Annotated in this window: 12 protein-coding genes; 5 read left to right on the forward strand and 7 right to left on the reverse strand. The window is 73.5% G+C overall.

Annotated features, from left to right (window positions below):
• Nucleotides 1-9: 9 nt before the first annotated feature.
• The 5 genes from J2X26_RS10285 to J2X26_RS10305 all read right to left on the reverse strand — a co-directional run bounded on the left by J2X26_RS10285 (nucleotide 10) and on the right by J2X26_RS10305 (nucleotide 5,167).
• Nucleotides 10-1,182: a hypothetical protein gene (locus tag J2X26_RS10285; RefSeq protein ID WP_307491972.1), complete on the reverse strand. Its 1,173-nt coding sequence runs from the start codon at nucleotides 1,180-1,182 to the stop codon at nucleotides 10-12.
• A 1,388-nt stretch (nucleotides 1,183-2,570) separates the two neighbouring features.
• Nucleotides 2,571-2,792 carry a hypothetical protein gene (locus tag J2X26_RS10290; RefSeq protein WP_307491974.1) on the reverse strand — a complete coding sequence of 74 codons (222 nt, stop codon included), beginning with the start codon at nucleotides 2,790-2,792 and terminating at the stop codon, nucleotides 2,571-2,573.
• Complete coding sequence (locus tag J2X26_RS10295; protein WP_307491976.1) at nucleotides 2,729-3,136, reverse strand: hypothetical protein; 408 nt, start codon at nucleotides 3,134-3,136, stop codon at nucleotides 2,729-2,731. The genes J2X26_RS10290 and J2X26_RS10295 overlap by 64 nt, the downstream gene beginning before the upstream one ends.
• Nucleotides 3,133-3,573: a phage tail protein gene (locus J2X26_RS10300; RefSeq protein ID WP_055914089.1), complete on the reverse strand. Its 441-nt coding sequence runs from the start codon at nucleotides 3,571-3,573 to the stop codon at nucleotides 3,133-3,135. The genes J2X26_RS10295 and J2X26_RS10300 overlap by 4 nt, the downstream gene beginning before the upstream one ends.
• Before the next feature lie 28 nt (nucleotides 3,574-3,601).
• On the reverse strand, nucleotides 3,602-5,167 hold the full coding sequence (locus tag J2X26_RS10305; RefSeq protein WP_307491981.1) for a phage tail sheath family protein: 1,566 nt from the start codon (nucleotides 5,165-5,167) through the stop codon (nucleotides 3,602-3,604).
• 170 nt (nucleotides 5,168-5,337) lie between these two features.
• Between J2X26_RS10305 and J2X26_RS10310 the strand changes: the two genes are divergently transcribed.
• A complete protein-coding gene (locus tag J2X26_RS10310) occupies nucleotides 5,338-7,269 on the forward strand; it encodes an ATP-binding protein (protein WP_307491983.1) in 1,932 nt (643 codons plus the stop codon).
• A 5-nt stretch (nucleotides 7,270-7,274) separates the two neighbouring features.
• Nucleotides 7,275-11,078: an eCIS core domain-containing protein gene (locus J2X26_RS10315; RefSeq protein WP_307491985.1), complete on the forward strand. Its 3,804-nt coding sequence runs from the start codon at nucleotides 7,275-7,277 to the stop codon at nucleotides 11,076-11,078.
• Nucleotides 11,079-11,098: 20 nt separating this feature from the next.
• Here J2X26_RS10315 and J2X26_RS10320 read toward each other — a convergent pair whose 3' ends face one another.
• Nucleotides 11,099-11,662 (reverse strand): DUF4255 domain-containing protein, encoded by a 564-nt coding sequence (locus J2X26_RS10320; protein ID WP_307491987.1) that lies wholly within the window; start codon nucleotides 11,660-11,662, stop codon nucleotides 11,099-11,101.
• Nucleotides 11,663-11,786: 124 nt separating this feature from the next.
• Here J2X26_RS10320 and J2X26_RS10325 point away from each other — a divergent pair, with 124 nt between their 5' ends.
• Nucleotides 11,787-13,127, forward strand: a complete 1,341-nt coding sequence (locus J2X26_RS10325) for an NlpC/P60 family protein (RefSeq protein WP_307491988.1) — start codon at nucleotides 11,787-11,789, stop codon at nucleotides 13,125-13,127.
• Here the strand turns inward: J2X26_RS10325 and J2X26_RS10330 are convergent, their stop codons facing one another.
• Nucleotides 13,128-13,808, reverse strand: a complete 681-nt coding sequence (locus tag J2X26_RS10330; RefSeq protein WP_307491990.1) for a response regulator transcription factor — start codon at nucleotides 13,806-13,808, stop codon at nucleotides 13,128-13,130.
• Nucleotides 13,809-13,906: 98 nt separating this feature from the next.
• Here J2X26_RS10330 and J2X26_RS10335 point away from each other — a divergent pair, with 98 nt between their 5' ends.
• Entirely contained in the window at nucleotides 13,907-15,712 is a 1,806-nt protein-coding gene (locus J2X26_RS10335) for a dynamin family protein (RefSeq protein WP_307491991.1), read from the forward strand.
• Nucleotides 15,709-17,151 (forward strand): dynamin family protein, encoded by a 1,443-nt coding sequence (locus tag J2X26_RS10340; protein WP_307491993.1) that lies wholly within the window; start codon nucleotides 15,709-15,711, stop codon nucleotides 17,149-17,151. The genes J2X26_RS10335 and J2X26_RS10340 overlap by 4 nt, the downstream gene beginning before the upstream one ends.
• Nucleotides 17,152-17,167: the final 16 nt, after the last annotated feature.

The raw sequence follows: 17,167 nt of genomic DNA on the forward strand, positions 1-17,167 counted from the left end.
GTCACCTCCTCAGGCGTCCGGCCAGGTGCCGCGACGTTCGCGCTCGAGCATCAGGTCGGTCCGCAGCCGCAGCTCGAGGCGCTCCCAGAGCTCGTCCGCCAGGGCGCCCAGGTCCTGTGCCGGTGGGGCGGCCGGCCCCGCCGCGACGACCTCGCCGGCCTGCTGCGCCGGTGCCGGTTCGGGTGCCCGCTCGGCGACCGCCGTCGCGGCCCGGGCGACCGGCATGGGCATCGACTGGCCCGGCGCGGGGAAGCGGACCTCGGTGGGGTCGACCCGGCGGGCGATCCCGGCGGCGACCGCGACGGCGCCGGCGTCGAACGGGTCGGTCGCCGTGTCCGCGGTGGGCTCCGGGGCGGGGGTGCTCGACGTCGGCGTGCGGAGCACGGTGCGGGGGACGTCGTTCGTCGGACCGTCAGGGGCGATCACCCGGGTCACGGCGGCGTCGGCCGGGGCCGCGGGTGTGCTGCCCGGCTCCGCAGCTGAGGGTGGCCAGCCGAGCCCGAGCGGCAACCGCCCGGCGGTGCGGACCGGCGCGCGTCGCACGCTCGTGGACGGGTCGGCGGGTGTCGCGACGGGGAGGGACCGCATCCGCTCGGCCGGCGCGTCGAGGGCGACGGATCGGTACGCGACCGGTGCCGCAGGACTCGGGGACGAGGTGGTGTCGACGGGCGCGACCGGCTGACGGGACGGGGTCGCCGCGGATCGGGCGACGTCGGCGTCGAAGGAGCGGGTGACGGGGGTCGCGGCCGACGACGGGGCAGAGGCCGCCGGACGGGTCGGCGGGGTGCTGGCGAGGGTCCGGGTGGGAATGACGTCGCGGGACACGCGAGGGACGGCCGCCGACGTCGGCGGGGCGGTGTCGACGGGGCGCGGTGCGGCGGCGCGGGTGACGGGCGCGACGGTTCCCGTGGTGGGTGCGACGGAGCGCCCGAGGTGCTTCTCCGGATCGCTGGACCGGGCAGCCGGTGCTGCAGATCGCGTGATGGGTGTCGCGGGACTGTCGGCCGGTGCGATCGAGCGTGCGAGGTCCGGCGCTGACCCCGGAGACCGTCGGACCGGTGCGCTCGGCTGCGGCACCGGGGTCGACTGCGGCCCGCCGGGCGACGCGGACTGCGCGTCGAAGGAGCGCCGGACCCGCACGGACGGCGGGGTGCTGGTCGGCTCCGCGGCGAGACGCCGCACGGGCGCCACCGGTCGCGAGCTCGTGCGGTCTGCAGCGCCCGGCGACACGACCGGGGTGAGCGGGCCGGTGGGCGCCGACGTCGAGCGCGCGACAGGGCGGACGGGCGATGCCGGGTTCGTCGATCGTGCGACCGGGACGTTCGACGGTCCCGGCGATGGGGCGGAGACGGGCACGTCGGTCGGCGCCGGTCCGCCGGGCGAGAGAGTCGAGCGCCCGGCAGGCGATCCGGGTGAGGGGGGGCTGCTCGCCGCTCGTGCCACTGGCGTGGCGGCTCCGCCCGGGCTCGACGACGAGGGCGGCGAGACCCGCGGCGACGGCGTGGCCGGCACTGCGGTGCTGGGTGCGACATCCGCGACGCGGTGGACCGGAGGCTGCAGCCCCGAGCGGGCCGGTCGTCCGGGCGTGGCGGGCGCGATCGGTGCCCGGAGGACCGCGGCGGAGTCCGCGGATGGGGACGACGTCGGTGGGGCGGCGGTCGGGCGCGACGAGGTCGGCGACGCAGCGGGGGTGTTCGCGGAACGGTGGACGCTCGCAGTGGTCGTCGTGCTCGTCGGGGGGTCGGCCGGGGTCAGGGCGCGCGCGACGACCGGGTCCGGGTGGGCGGGAGGCGAGCTGACCACGGACCGGGCGGGTGGCGTGGACGAGGCAGGCGTGCGACGGACCGGCACCGACGTCGCCGACGACGGGGGGGTCGACGAGCGTGCGACGGACGCGGACGGTGCCGCGGCCGACGGTGCCGCGACCTGCGGTGCTGACGACGTCGTCGTCGAGACTGACCGCGCTGCGCGTGGTTGCGTCGTCGTCGTCGAGACTGACCGCGCTGCCGGTGTCTGCGGGGCGGACGGCCGTGGCGCCGACGACGGTGCCGCGGAGGACCGGGCGACAGGCGTACCGGCGCCCGTCGGCGAGCTGGACGGTCCGACGGGGCGCGGGTCGCCCGCAGACGCCGAGCGCGCCACCACCGGCAGAACAGGTGGCGACGCGACGGCGTCGAACGAGGACGGCGCGTGGTCCACGGTGGTCGACCGCGCGACCACCGGCTCCTCAGGGGCGGCGGCCGACCGGCGCCGGCGACCCACCAGCCCGCGGCGAGGGACGGAGGCCGGCTGCGGGGCGGCGACGGTCGGCACGGCGGCGTGCGACACGAGCCCGTCGACGTGCCCGCCCGGGTGCCGCGCCAGGGCGTGCTCGGGCTCCCGCAGCACCACGGGGGAGTCCTGCCGCGTGCCGAGCCCGCGGCTGAAGTCCGCGCTGCGCGCGACGGGCTGCAACGTGAGGGCGCGCGGGACCAAGGCCGGCACCGCGTCCCACGAGTGCCGGCGCGGTGCGGAGGCGGGTGGCGCAGCAGGTGGGGCTGCGGCTGCCCGCGCGGCGAACGGCCATCGCCTCACTGCGCCTCCTCCTCAGCCTCGTCGACGATCCGGTGCGCGTACGCCAGGAAGTGGGCCCGGTCGGGGTGCTCCAGGTCGAGGAGCGTGTCGAGGGGCCAGTGCAGGACGGCTGCCAGGTACGCGACCTCGTCCAGCAGGTCAGCGGTCGCGTACGTCAGGATTCCCCCGGCGGACCACCCGCCAGGTCGACGGCGAACTCCTCGTGGCAGGAGGGGCACGTCACCGACGCGGTGGTGTGTCCCTCGGAGTTGATCCGGCGGTAGAGGTCCTGCAGGAACGCGAGGTCCGGCGTGAAGAGGTTCTCCACAACCGCGGGCGTGATCGACGTGATGTCACCGAGGTGCGTGATCGTCCGGGCCAGGAGCAGCACGGTCAGGTACGCCTCGTTGTCCCGCACGCGCGGGTCGCGCAGGGGCACGATCTCGTCGCGCGCACGGGCCAGGCGCATCGCGCCCGACCGGTGCACCCGGCCCTCGTCGTCCTCGTAGCCGATGGGCAGCTCGAAGCTGAACTCCGTCTGGAGCACCGCGGGGTTCGCCGCGACCGACATCGTCGTGCTCACGCCACCGCGAGGCCTTCGTGGACGAGCGTGACCTCTTCCACGGTGACCTCGGAGCCACCCGCCTGGAGCGAGCCGATGCTGATCTTCGACGGCCAGGCATTGGTGATGTTGAAGCGCATCTTCTCGCCGCGCTCGTAGTCGTAAAGCACGATCGCGGCACCTCGGCGGGCCTTGTCGATCTTGCCCTCCTGGACCTCCTTGACCCAGGCCCACCACCCCTTGTCGGTGGTCATGCCGCGCTTGAGCGTGATGTCGCTGAACTTCTGGGCCGCCGGCAGCTTCTTCATCACCGGGATGCCCTTGGGCTTGTTCTCCTGGTGCTCGATCACGGAGACCTCGATGCTCAGCCCCGAGACCTCCTTGAACTGGGCGAGCGTGATGCCGTCGACCTCGATCTGCCAGGCGTAGTTCGCGAGTGCGTCCTCACCGATGGGCATGGTGTCCGTCCCTTCCTTCGCGCTGGACCTACTCCTGGACCGCGCCGCCGGTCGGCAGCTGGCTCACCCGGAACACGACGAACTCGGCCGGCTTCACGGGTGCGATGCCGATCTCGATGACGACGTACCCGGCGTCCACGACGTCCGGCGGGTTCGTCTCCTCGTCGCACTTCACGTAGAACGCCTGGTCGGGTGTCGCACCGAACAGGGCACCGTCGCGCCACAGGCCGAGGAGGAACCCGTTGACCGTGCGCTTGATCCGCTGCCACAGGTCCAGGTCGTTCGGCTCGAAGACGGCCCACTGGGTTCCGCGCAGCACCGACGACTCGATGTAGTTGAAGAGCCGCCGGACGTTGATGTACCGCCACGTGGTGTCGTCGGACAGCGTCCGCGCCCCCCACACCGTGATGCCGCGGCCCGGGAACGCCCGGATCACGTTGATGCCCGCGGGGTTGAGGTCGTCGTGCTCGACGCGCGTGATGTTGAGCTCGACGTCCAGCGCACCGGCGACGACCTCGTTGGCCGGTGCCTTGTGGACGCCCCGGGTGTCGTCGTTGCGACCCCAGATGCCCGCGAGCGCGCCGCTCGGCGGGAACAGCCGCGCCCGACCGGCCAGCGGGTCCCAGAAGGACAGCCACGGCCAGTAGGTCGTTGCGTAGGCCGACGAGAACCGCGTCTTCTCCTTGACCCACTCGAGCACCTGCTGGGCGTTGAGGCCGCGCGGGGTGTCGAGGATGGCGACCCGGTCCTTCTGCGTCTCGCAGTGCGTGATGAGCGCACTCTGGACGGCCTTGAAGCCGTCGGCGTCGATCTGCCCCGCCTCGTACGCGGCGACCAGGTCCGGGACCGCGACGATCGTCACGTCGTCGAGCGCCTCGAGCCCGGCGATGCCGGACCGGGCGGTGACGTCCCCGAGGTAGTCGTCCGGGGTGAGCCGGGCCGGCAGCGACGCGCCACCCGAGAGCACGAGCGCTCCGGCGGTGGGTACGCGCTCGACGATGGAGGAGCCCCCCAGCTCGCTGATCTGCACCAGCGCCGACTCCGCCAGCGCGGTCACCACGTTGTTGCCGCCCTTGCGCGGTGTCACGCCCTCGTAGCGCTCGACGACGTCGCCGCGCTGCACGACGAGCGTGAAGACCTCCTCGGCCGGTGGTGCCTGCTCGCCCTCGGGCGGCGGCTCCTGCTCGTGCTTGGGCTCGACGGTCACCGTGATCGTGTCACCGGCCCCGCCGGGCTCCTTGGCCTCGACGCGGTAGACGCCCTGCCCGGCCTTCAGCGCGCTGGTCAGCTCGGCGCTCGCGCGGGCACCCTCGTCGGAGCTCAGGGACCCGATGCGGGTGATGTACGCCGAGCCGCCGCCGTTGTTGAAGTACTGGTAGACGGCGTTCGGCAGGTACGCGCCCTCGACCCACATGCCGAAGGTGGCCGTGTACTGCCCCCAGTTGGCGACCTTGATCGCCTGGTCGTACGGCCCGTCGGCGGTGATGCCGACGAATGCCGCGATCGCCGTCCCGACCCCCTCGATGGGGCGCGAGCCGGCCGGCAGCTCCTGGATGTAGACACCGGGCGACCGGATGCTGCTCAGCGTGGCCATGGCGTTCCCCTCCGTCGACGTGTGGGGTCCAGCCTCTGCCCGCGGGGTCGTCGCGGACAGGGCCCGGGCGCCGCGCCATCGCGCCGGGCTGGCTGCCCGATCGCGCACACGTCCGTGAGAGCGGCGCAGTGGTCGCCCCCCTGTCCCTACTTTTGCGCTACGACAGGGAGGTGACGCCCTGGGAGCGCTTCGCGGACCTGGTGCTGCAGCGAGAGGCAGCGCTGTGCCGCGTCGTGTCCGGGGTGCCACCGCGGGACTTCGCCGGCATGTACGTCGACGACGACGACCTCGACACGATCCTGCGCTCGCTGCCCGGTCTGGACGGACCCGGCCCCGAGGCCGCCGCTCCCGTGCGCGACCTGTTCGCCCCGCTGGTCGTCCAGGCCCGCGCGGCGCTCACGCTCTGGTGCGCGCAGAGCGCCGACCCGCTGGCGCGCACGTGCCGGAACGCGGCCCTGACGCCACCCGACGTGGAGACGCTCGCGCTGCTCACGGCCGTCGAGCTGAACCCGCAGCGTCAGCGGGTGGTCGCCTACGTGCAGGACTCGGTCCAGCTGCCGCGGCCCACCCTCGCCCTGCTCGCCCGCGTGCTGGGGCCGGCCGGACCACCGACCGTCGCGCCCGGCTCGCCGCTGCGCGTGGCCGAGCTGGTCACCGTGGACGACTCCGGGCCGTGGGCGGTGCGGATGTGCGGGGTGGTGCCCCGGCTCGTCTGGGCGGTCCTCGGGGTGGACGCGCCCGACCCGGAGCTGCCCGCGCGCACCCGGCGCCTGGCGGCACTGGGCCGTGGTCGTGGACGCCGGTCACCTCCACCGGACCTGCTGCTGGTGCACGGGGCCGACGCCGAGAGCCGACGCCGCGCGGTGGGTGCCGAGCTCGCCGGCCGGCCGGTGCTCGCGACGTCCGTCCCGCAGTCGCCCGCGGAGTGGTCGGCGGTGGTCCGCGAGGCGACCGTCGACGGGTGCGCGGTCCTGCTCGAGGTCGCAGGCCCGCCCGAGCCGCTCGCCGCGGCGCGGATCGAGGCCGCTCCGCACCTCACGTTCGCGCTCTCCTCGCCCCGCGAGCTGCCGCTCGAGGCGCTGCCCGACCGGCGGTGGCGCGAGGTGCACGTCCTCGACGGCGAGGCAGGCCCGGAGGACTGGCTGGCCCGGACCGGGTCGACCGACTCGGGCGGTGCCCGCCTGACCCGCGAGCAGCTCCGGCTCGTCGCGGGCGGTGACGGCGGGAACCCGGCGGCGGTGCAGGCGAACCTGCGGCGGCTCGCCGGTGGGCACCTCGACGGGCTGGCCGTACGCGTGCGGGCGCAGCGGGGGTGGGACGACCTGGTGCTGCCCGACGCGCAGAAGTCCCAGCTGCGTGAGCTCGTCGCGCGGTACCGGCGGCGGCGGACCGTGTTCGGCGAGTGGGGGTTCCCCGCGATCCCGTCCAGCGGTGTCGTCGCGCTGTTCGCGGGGCCGTCCGGGACCGGCAAGACGCTGGCGGCGGAGGTCGTCGCGCGCGAGCTGGGCCTCGACCTCTACAAGGTCGACCTGTCGTCCGTGGTCAGCAAGTACATCGGTGAGACCGAGAAGAACCTCGAACGCATCTTCGCGGCGGCCGGAGCCGGCGACGTGGTGCTCTTCTTCGACGAGGCGGACGCACTCTTCGGCAAGCGGTCGGAGGTGTCGTCGGCGCACGACCGGTACGCCAACATCGAGGTCGCCTACCTCCTGCAACGGCTGGAGACCTTCGACGGCCTGGTGGTGCTGGCCACCAACCTGCAGCGCAACATCGACGACGCGTTCCTGCGCCGCATCGGCGTCGCGGTCAACGTGCTCGCACCCGACGAGGAGCAGCGCCGCCGAATCTGGCAGCTCGTCTTCCCCGCCGGGGCGCCCGTGGAGGACCTCGACCTCGACTTCCTCGCCCGCCAGTTCAAGGTCACCGGCGGGGTGATCCGCAACGCGGCGCTCGGAGCGGCATTCTCCGCCGCGGACGAGGGCGGCCCGATCACGATGGAACGGCTCGTCCTGGCCATGCAGCGCGAGTTCGTCAAGCTCGGCCACCTGTCCACCGAGAGCGAGTTCGCCCGGTACTTCGACGTCGTGCGCTCGGGACGCTGACCGCGATGCCGGCGACGCGGGACGCGCTGGTCAAGGAGCAGGGGACGACGGACCGCGTCCGGGGTCGCCCGACCGCCGCCCGCGGCAGCACCCCCACGTCCAACGCGGGCATGGCCAGGCTGGCCCGCGACGGAGGCGCCGCACGCGCGAACCTCGTCGGTACCGGCGGCAACCGGCTCGCACGCTCGACGCTGGCGATCTCGCACCCGAACGACCCCGCCGAGCGCGAGGCGGAGGCCGTCGCGTCCCGGATCGCGCACGGGGCACCGCCACCCGCGGCTCGGGCCCATCTCCCGGAGCCCCCCGTCGCACGGGTCGTCGTGTCCCGGGACGACGCCCCGGCACCCACCGACGACGTCGCCGCGGGCGGGGACGTCGAGGTCTCCACGGCCGTCTCCTCGCTCATCGCCAGCCCCGGTGCCGGAGCGCCGATGGACCCCGCGGTCCAGGCGAAGGTCGAGCCGCACCTCGGCGCCGACCTCGGGGCCGTCCGCGTGCACCAGGGCCCCGAGGTGGGCGCCGCCGCCGCCGAGTTGCACGCGCGTGCCTTCACCGTCGGGGCCGACATCTTCCTCGGCGAGGGGGAGTCGTCCGCGGACCTCGAGCTCATGGCCCACGAGGCGACCCACGTCGTGCAGCAGCAGGCCGTCGCCGTCTACCGCGACCTCGAGGTCACCGACCTCCTCCCCGACTTCATCATCGACGGCGTCACGTCCGCCGCCCGGGAGATCCCCGGCTACACCCTCCTGACCGTCATCACCGGCAAGGACCCGCTCACCGACGAGCCCGCCACCGTGAGCCGCACGGAGTTCGTCGAGAAGCTCCTCACGTTCGGGCCGTTCGGCGCCGCGGTCGGGCCGCTCCTGCAGACCATCGACGTCCTCGGCGACATCGTCACGCTGCTCATGGACGCGCTCGCGGCCCACAACCTCACGCTGTCCCGGATCGGCCACGACATCTCCGCCGCGTGGGACGAGATGGGGATCACCGAGGGGATCGACGGGAACGTCGCGATCGTCGAGCGCTACGTCGACGCGATCGTCGCGGACATCCGCGCGTTCGTCTCGGACGTCGTCGACGCCGTCGTCGCGAAGGTCCGTGAGGTCGTCGCCGACGTCGCCGAGCCGCTCCTGCAACGTCCCGAGATCGCGCCGTACTGGAACCTGGCCAAGAAGGTGTTCCACCACGACCCGCTCCGCGACGAGGACGTCAGCGCACCGACCGTCGAGATCCTCGGTGACTTCCTCAAGCTCGCGGGCCGCGACGAGGTGCTCGCGCAGATGACCGAGCGCGGCACCCTGCAGGAGACCGCGGACTGGCTCGACCAGCAGTGGGCCGTGTTCACGGACCTGCTCAGCCGCACGGGTGCGCTCTTCGCTGACGCGTGGGCCGCGATCAGCCCGGAGAACCTGCCGAACCTCATCGAGAACATCACCTCGCTGGCCGACCGTGCCTTCACCCTGCTGCAGGACGTCGGCGCGTTCGCCTCCATGATCCTGCTCAAGGTGCTGGAGCTCGTGAAGAAGTCGCTCCTGGCGTGGGCCAGCGAGCACGCTCACCGGGTCCCCGGCTTCCACCTGCTCACCGTGATCCTCGAACGGAACCCGTTCACCGGAGAGCCGGTGCCGCGCACCGCCGAGAACCTCATCAAGGGCTTCATCACGCTGCTGCCCGGCGGGGAGGCGATGTACGACGAGCTGGCGGAGTCGGGCGTCATCGGCGACGCGGCCGCGACGATCGAGTCGGCGATGACCCGGCTCAACATCTCCTGGGACCTGATCACCGGGACGTTCCTGGGGATCTGGAACACGGTGACGCTCGAGAGCCTGCTGTCGCCGATCGAGACGTTCGACCGCATCGTCGCGGCGTTCGGCGACCCCCTGAACCGGATCGCGGAGTTCGTCAGCGTCGTCATCCAGGTGGTCGTCCGGCTGATCCTCGAGCTGATGAACTTCCCGTCCGAGCTGCTCGGCAACATCATCGCCAACGCGACCGCCGCCATCGAGGACATCAAGAACGACCCGGTCGGCTTCCTGAAGAACGTCGTCGCCGCCATGAAGGCCGGGTTCGAGGGCTTCTTCGGCAACATCGCGACCTACCTGCTCGAAGGTCTGAGCGGCTGGCTGTTCCGCGGGCTGCGCGGCCTGGGCATCGAGCCGCCGACGTCGTTGTCCGTCGAGAACATCATCACGCTGGTCATCCAGGTGCTGGGTGTCACCACCGAGACCCTCTGGACGAAGCTGGGGGAGCGCATCGGCCCCGAGCGCGTCGCGCAGATCCGGGGTGCGCTCGACCAGCTCACCGGGGCGTGGACGTTCATCAAGGACGTGCAGGAGCGCGGCATCACCGCGGTCTGGGAGTTCATCCAGGGTCAGCTGAGCAACCTGTGGGACACGATCCTGACCACCGCCAAGGACTGGATCATGCGGGAGATCGTCGACCGCGTGGTCACCCGGCTGCTCTCGATGCTCGACCCGACGGGCGTCATGGCGGTCATCAACGGGACGATCGCGTTCTTCAACGCCGTGCAGTCCGCCATCGACTACCTGCGCGAGCTGCTCGAGATCGTCGACCAGTACGTGTCCACGATCGCGTCCGTCGCCCGCGGGGACGTCGCCCCCGGGGCCGCGATGCTCGAACGCGGGCTGGCCAGCGCCGTGCCCGTCGCGATCGGGTTCCTGGCCAACCAGGTGGGCCTCGGCAACGTGCCCGAGAAGGTGCAGGAGATCATCGTCGGCCTGCGCGAGCTGGTGGACCAGGCGCTCGACTGGCTGTTCGACCAGGCGATGGCGCTCGGCCGCGCGGCACTGGACGCCCTGACCGGTGGTCCGGCAGCCGCGCCGGAGGCTGCTGCACCAGAGCCTGCTGCCGGCGGAGAGTTCACCGTCGACGAGGTGGTGACGGGTATGGACGGGGACCATCATCTGAAGGCCGACGGACCGAACGGCAGTCTCGTCCTGCACAGCGCCCCGATCGCGCTGACGAACATGCCGGGGGCGGACCAACCTCCGCTGAAGGACAAGATCGACGCCTACCTCACCGCACGGACGGCCTACGACGCGTGGATCGCGTCCAACCCGGACGCCTTCGGCAGCCCGCAGAAGACCGCCCTGACGGCCGCCGTCGCCGCGCTGGTCGCCGAGGTCAACCTGAACCTCGCCCGCTTCCCGGGAGCCAGCGCCCCGAACATCGGCGTGAAGGCCCGCCACGGGCAGCAAGCCGGCCCGATCACCGGCAGGAGCAACGCCGCGATCCCCGGGGACATCGTGTGGCAGACACGGTCCGAGCACGTCCTGCCGTTCCACGAGGGATCAACGGCGTGGACCGCGCTGGCGCTGCTCAGACCGGAGAGGAACGGGACGGCGGACAGGTACCAGACGACGATCATCACGTACCAGGGTGCTGCGGACCTCAAGGACGAGTGGGACAACGACATGATCGACCGGGCGAAGGCCCAGGTGCCGGAGCAGCTCGAAGGACTCAGGAGTGCGTACGAGTCCGGCGGCGTCTCGCCGCAGGCTCTCCTCGAGGGCTATCGCCGATCCGTCATCGCATCCCTCGGCGCGGCCGTAGGCCCCGCCGTGGACAGGACGATGGTGGGTATCGAGACCGAGAACAGGGCCGTGGACGCGAGCATCAGTCCCAGCACCCACGGGCAGCGCCGCGGGAACGAGCCCCCGACCCCGGACCGGTCGAAGGTGGCAGAGGCCGCCGCGGAGCAGCTGGCGGACGTCACGCTCCTCTTCAACCAGGCAGTCGATGCCCGGCTCGACCAGTTCGAGCAGGAGGATCCCGCGACGCACACCTGAGAGAGCCAGGGTCGCTCGGGTCAGCGCTCCACGACCCGCAGGTCCCGCTCGCGCACGGGCGGGCCGGCGACGAACTCCTTCGCCGGCTGCAGGGGGGCGATGAGCACGACGTCCAGCGACGGCTTCATCTCCCCGCCGAGTGCGCTCCACAGGTCGGTCAGCGACCGGTCCTCACCCGGGGGGAGCGCCACCTGCAGGACGACCTGCTCGTCGGCCAGCCGCCCGGACAGGTGCGCCGCGGGGATGCGGTCGAACCGCACCAGGTTCTCCAGCATCTGCCCGAGCAGGTGGTGCTCGTCCTCGGGGCGGCTGGTCCACGCGGTCAGCAGGTAGGAGAGCCGGAAGTAGCGCGGTCCTGGCCGGTGGCCCGTGATCCGGCCGCGCTGGTCGCGCACCGGCTGCGCGGCGGCGTCGCGGCGCTCGACGTCCTCGCGGATGTCGTACATGAACACGTCGACGACCGGACCGTTGCGGCGGGCGGCCCACTCGGTGGTGGGGGCGTCGAACGCGATCTCGGCGCTCTGCCCGCGCAGGACCTCCTCGCGCAGCAGCGCACTGAGGGCCGCGTCGACGTCGGAGATCATCGCTCCATCGTCCGCCGGGTGCTGCGCGCAGGACACGCCCCGCCGCAGGTGGTGCCCGAAGGGGCAGGCAAGACCACCCGCGAGGGCCGTTCACTCCTCCGGGGGACCGGCTTAGCCTGGACGGGTGAGCGTTCTGGAGGCGCGGGAGATCTACAGGTTCGCCCGCCTCGCCGGGTTCGAGCCCGACGAGGCCGCGACCATGACCGCGATCGCCCTGGCGGAGTCCGGCGGCGAGACGGGCGCCCACAACGCGGTCGGGGAGGACTCGCGGGGGCTGTGGCAGATCAACGTCTCGGCGCACCCCAGCCTGCAGGGTGTCGACCTGTCGGACCCGCTGGCCAACGCGAAGGCCGCGTTCGACGTGTCGGGCGGCGGCGCGGACATCTCGCCCTGGACCGTCACGCACGGCGGCGCCGGTGCGCGGTACCTGAGCTACCGGACCGAGGCCGAGGTGGCGGCGCAGCTGAACGGCGACCCCGTCGGCGGGTCCTGGGCGGGCACCGACGGCTACGGCGACGTCACCGCGGCAGGCGGGGACGGCGGCGGTGCGGACGTCGGGGAGTGGCACCAGAGCGGCGCGCTGCAGCAGTTCCTCGACGCCGCGACGGCGCAGGCGGGGGACACGTACGTCTTCGGCGCGGCCGTCGACGTGGACGACGCGGACCCGGACACGTTCGACTGCTCCGGCCTGGTGAGCTGGTCCGCCGGGCGGGTGGGCGTCGACCTGCCGCACGCGTCCTGGCGGCAGTACCTCGAGCTCAAGGAGCTCGGCCTCGTGGTTCCCGTCGAGGAGGCGATCGACACCCCCGGCGCGCTGCTGTTCAACTTCCCGTGGGAGCCCCAGCCGGGCGAGAGCAGCCGGCCAGGGAACGCGCACGTCGCGATCAGCATGGGGGACGGCCGCACCATCGAGGCGATGAACCCCACCAAGGGGGTGCTGTTCGGCGAGGCCAGCGAGCGACGGTTCCAGTTCGCGGCGGTCATCCCGGGCATCTCCGACGGCACCGGCGTCGACGTGCCCGTCGACCCAGGCCTGGACACCGACGGGGACGGCATCACCGACGTGCTGGAGGCCAAGCTCGGCCTCGACCTGTTCCTGGTGGACAGCGACGGCGACGGGATCTCCGACGGCTACGAGCTCCTCGTGACCGGGACCGGCGCCGCGACGAGCGACTCGGACGGTGACCTCATCGGCGACTCCGCCGAGCTCGGCCTGGGCACGAACCCGCTCGCGGCGGACTCGGACGGTGACGGGACCCTCGACGGCGCCCTGCCCGGTGGCCTCGACAGTGACGGCGACACGCTCGATGACGGGCTGGAGCAGGTCCTGCGTTCCGACCCCTTCGGCCTCGACTCCGACGCCGACGGGTTCACCGACAAGGCGGAGTACGGCGCCGGCTACGACCTCGCTGACCCGCTGAGCAACCCGCTCGTCCCATCGGCAGACGACATCGTCGGCACCTAGTCAGATCAGCCCCTGGCGCACGGCGTACGCGACGGCGTGCGAGCGGTTGCGCAGGCCGAACCGCCGCGTGATGTCCTGGATGACCGTCTTCACGGTGCGCTCCGAGTAGCTCATGGCGCGCGCGATCTCGCGGGTGTCGGAACCGTCCCCGAGCATCCGCAGGACGTCCCGCTCCCGGTCCGTGAGGGTTGCCATCGCGAGCAGCCGAGGGGCAGTCGCCGTCGGACCGGCCGCACCCTGGCGCGGCATGAGTGCCGCCAGGAGGTCAGGCGGGATGACGGCCTCGCCCGCGGCGACCGACCGCAGCAGGTGCCCGAGGCTGTCCGCGGTGACCTCGCGCCGACGCAGCAGCCCGACGGCCCCCGCCTGCACGGCCAGCGCTACCGCCTCCGTGCTCACCTCGCCCAGCAGGACGACCACCCGGACCCCGCCGGCCGCGCTCAGCTGGTTCAGGGCGGCGATGCCCTGCGGGGTGACCGCATCGAGGACGACGATCCCGATGTCCACGTGCCCGTCGGACGAGGCGGCCTCCAGGTCCTGCAGCTCGCCGAGCATGGACCGCAGCCCCGCCCGCGTCAGGCAGTCCCCGCCCTGCACGCCGATCCGCAGCCGCACCCGGGGTGCGGGCTCGGTGTAGGTGGAGAGCTCGATCGTCGGCCGCCGCATCGTCGTCGTCGTCACCCGGACAGCGTGCCCAGCCGGCCTCAACAACGGCTCCACAAGAACTCAACGCGACCCGTCGGCTTCCCGGCGGGTGGCTGGGCAGGGACAATGCGGACATGGGGGGCGACGTGGAGCACGTGCTTGCGGCGATCGCCCGGGCTGCGGAACGTCACGACCGGCCCGACCTGCGGACGCGGGTCGAGGTGGCGCAGGCGCGGCTGGCGGACCCGGCCTGCCGCGTCGTCGTCTGCGGGGAGTTCAAGAAGGGCAAGAGCTCGCTGGTCAACGCGCTCCTCGGCGCCCGGGTCTGCGCGACCGACGCGGACGTCGCCACGGCGATCCCGACCTACGTCCGCTACGGCGAGCGGCTCGAGGCGCACGTCCTCGACGAGGAGAGCCCCGGATCGTCCCGCGGGGCGGCGGTCGGCGCGGCCGAGCTCGACACGGTCGCCACGGGGCACGCGGGGCCGTCGGCACGTGCCCTCGAGATCCGACTCCCGCGCGAGCTGCTCGCCGGCGGCCTGGTCCTGGTGGACACGCCCGGCATCAGCGGCGGGCTCGCGTCCACGCACGCGGGCATCGCCCTGCGCGCCCTCGCCGTGGCCGACGTGCTCGTCTTCGTCACCGATGCGGGAGCGGAGCTGGGGGCCGCCGAGATCGAGTTCCTCACGCAGGCCGCCGCACTGTGCCCGGTGGTGCTCGGCGCGGTCACCCGCGTCGACCTGTACCCGCAGTGGCGCCGCATCGTCGCGGCGGACGCCGAGCACCTGGCCGCAGCCGGCCTGAGCATCGACCTCTTCCCGCTGTCCGCACCGCTGCGCCACCACGGCCTGCGGGAGGGCGACCGCGAGCTGCTGCTCGAGTCGGGCTATCCCCAGCTCACCGCCCGGCTCGCCGCGGAGCAGACCGGCGTCGTCGGGTCGGGTGGAGCGTCCGCCGCCGCGGTGGGTGCCAGCGTCGTCGGCCAGCTCGTCGCCGAGCTCACGGCCCAGCGCCGCGGCCTGGACGCGGACCCGGCCGCGCAGGAGCAGCGCCAGGCGTGGGCGCGCGCGCGGGAGCAGGCCTCCGACCTGCGGACCGCCGGCTCACGCTGGCAGCAGGTGCTGTTCGACCGGATGGCCGACCTCGGAGCAGAGGTGGAGATGGACCTGACGGTGCGCATCCGGGCCCTGCGCCGGGAGGCGTCCGAACGGATCGCGCAGATGCCACCCGCGCGGCTCGCGGCCGACCTCGGGCCCTGGCTGCAGCAGCGCACCACCGAGCTGCTCCTCGACCACCAGAGCGTCGCGCGCACCCACGCCGACGACGTCGCAGACGCCGTCGCCGAGCAGTTCGGGTCCGCCGCCGCCGAGCTCCGGCGCGGCCTCGACCTCGGCGGCGACGAGCCCGGCGCGGTGCGCGACATCGCGTTCGCGCCGACCGGTTCCGCGTCGGCCTCGCGGCTCGACATGGGACTGGTGGCCCTGCGCGGCGGGTCGGCGGGCGCCATGATCACGCACGCCGCCGGCCTGGTGCTCGGGCTCGCCTTCCCCGTGGTGCTGCCCGCCGCGCTCGTCCTGTCGACCGTGCTGGCGGGGAAGTCCTGGCAGAGCGCCCAGAAGGCACAGCTGCGTGCCCTGCGCGCGGACACCGACCGTGCCGTCGCCGGGTACCTCGAGGAGGTCGACACCGCCGCACGCAAGGACACCCGTGACGCCGTCCGTCGGCTGCAGCGTCGCCTGCGCGAGACGTTCTCCGCGCGGGCGAGCGAGCTGTTCACCACGGCCACCCGGTCGGCCGAGTCGCTGTCCACCTCGATGACCGGGAACGACGAGGCGCGCGCCACCCGACGTGCCGAGCTGGACTCGGAGCTGGACGCGCTGCGCAGCCTGCAGCGCGAGGTGGGCGCGCTGCTCACCGACCTGCTCCCGGTGCCCGCGTGAGCAGCGCGACGTCCACCGCGGTCCGTGCCCTGCTCCTCGACGCCCGCGTGGCGTACCAGGGCCTGCCCGAGGCCGACGAGCTCCAGGACGTCCTCGACCGGTGGGACGGCCCGCTGCGGGTCGCGTTCGCCGGTCGGGTGAAGGCCGGCAAGTCGACCCTGCTCAACGCACTCGTCGGGGAACGGCTCGCGGCCACCGACGCGACCGAGTGCACCCGCATCGTGACCAGCTACGTCAACGGCCCCGCGACGCGCGCCTGGGCCTACCCGTTCGGCACGGAGCCGGTGCAGGTACCGTTCGTCCGCGCCGGTGGGCAGACCCGCATCGACCTCGGTGCCCTGTCCGTCGACGACGTCGCCCAGCTCGTCGTCGAGACGCCGAACGGCCGGCTCGAGCGGCTCACCCTCATCGACACCCCCGGCATCGGCTCGGCCCGGCGCGAGGTGTCGGCCCGGACCGAGGCGTTCCTCGTCGACTCCGCCCCCGGGGCCGACGCGGTCCTCTACCTGATGCGGCACCTGCACACCGCCGACGTCGGCTTCCTGCGCTCGATGTCCGACGAGCACGACGCCGGGACGTCGCCCGTCAATGCGGTCGGCATCCTGTCGCGCGCTGACGAGATCGCGGGCGGCCGCGAGGACTCGTTGGAGGTCGCCGGTCGCATCGCCGCGCAGTACGCCGCCGACCCGCGGGTGCGGTCGCTCGTGCAGACGGTGGTGTCCGTCTCGGGGCTGCTCGCGCTGGCGTCGACCGGGCTCCAGGAGCGGCAGCACGCGGCGGTCGTCGCCCTGGCGGACGCCCCCACGTCGCTGCTCCTGTCGGCCGACCGGCTGCTCGACGCGCGGCCGGAGCTGGGTCCGACGCGGGAGGTGCGTGCCGAGCTGCTCGACGTGCTCGGCCTGTTCGGGGTCCGGCTGTGCGTGAGCCTGGTCCGGCTCGGGTCCGCGCCGGACGCGGGCGCCCTCGCGGCCGCGCTGCGCCGGCTCAGCGGGCTCGAGGACGTGCGCGCGCTGCTCCTCGAACGGTTCATGGCCCGCGCGGGGGTGCTCAAGGCACAGCACGCCGTCCGGACGGTCGAGGCCGCCCTGAGCGCCCAGCCGGTGCCGGAGACCGGCGCGCTGCGGCGGCGCATCGAGGGCGTCCTCGCAGGAGCGCACGAGCTCACCGAGCTCCGCCTGCTCGGCGATCTGCGCACCGGAGAGCTGGACCTGGGTGACGACGACGCGCTCCTGGACGCGGAGCGGCTGCTGGGCGTCGAGGGGTCCTCCGCGCGCGAGCGGTTGGGGCTCGACGCCGACGCGGCGGACGCCGACGTGCGTGCCGCGGCGATCGAGGCGCTGCGGCGGTGGCAACGTCGGGGGTCCAGCCCGCTGGCGACGCCGGACCTGCGCCGCACCGCTGAGCTGATCCGGCGCACGTGCGAGGGCCTGCTCGGCTGAGTGCCGGCAGGGGTGC

The sequence above is a fragment of the Cellulomonas humilata genome (assembly GCF_030814415.1).
In the GTDB taxonomy this organism is placed as follows: domain Bacteria; phylum Actinomycetota; class Actinomycetes; order Actinomycetales; family Cellulomonadaceae; genus Cellulomonas; species Cellulomonas humilata_A.

Coding starts and splice junctions, on each gene's coding strand:
- J2X26_RS10300 (WP_055914089.1), bottom strand. CDS start 3,573: ATGCCCATCGGTGAGGACGCACTCGCGAACTACGCCTGGCAGATCGAG.
- J2X26_RS10335 (WP_307491991.1), top strand. CDS start 13,907: ATGGGGGGCGACGTGGAGCACGTGCTTGCGGCGATCGCCCGGGCTGCG.
- J2X26_RS10305 (WP_307491981.1), bottom strand. CDS start 5,167: ATGGCCACGCTGAGCAGCATCCGGTCGCCCGGTGTCTACATCCAGGAG.
- J2X26_RS10320 (WP_307491987.1), bottom strand. CDS start 11,662: ATGATCTCCGACGTCGACGCGGCCCTCAGTGCGCTGCTGCGCGAGGAG.
- J2X26_RS10315 (WP_307491985.1), top strand. CDS start 7,275: ATGCCGGCGACGCGGGACGCGCTGGTCAAGGAGCAGGGGACGACGGAC.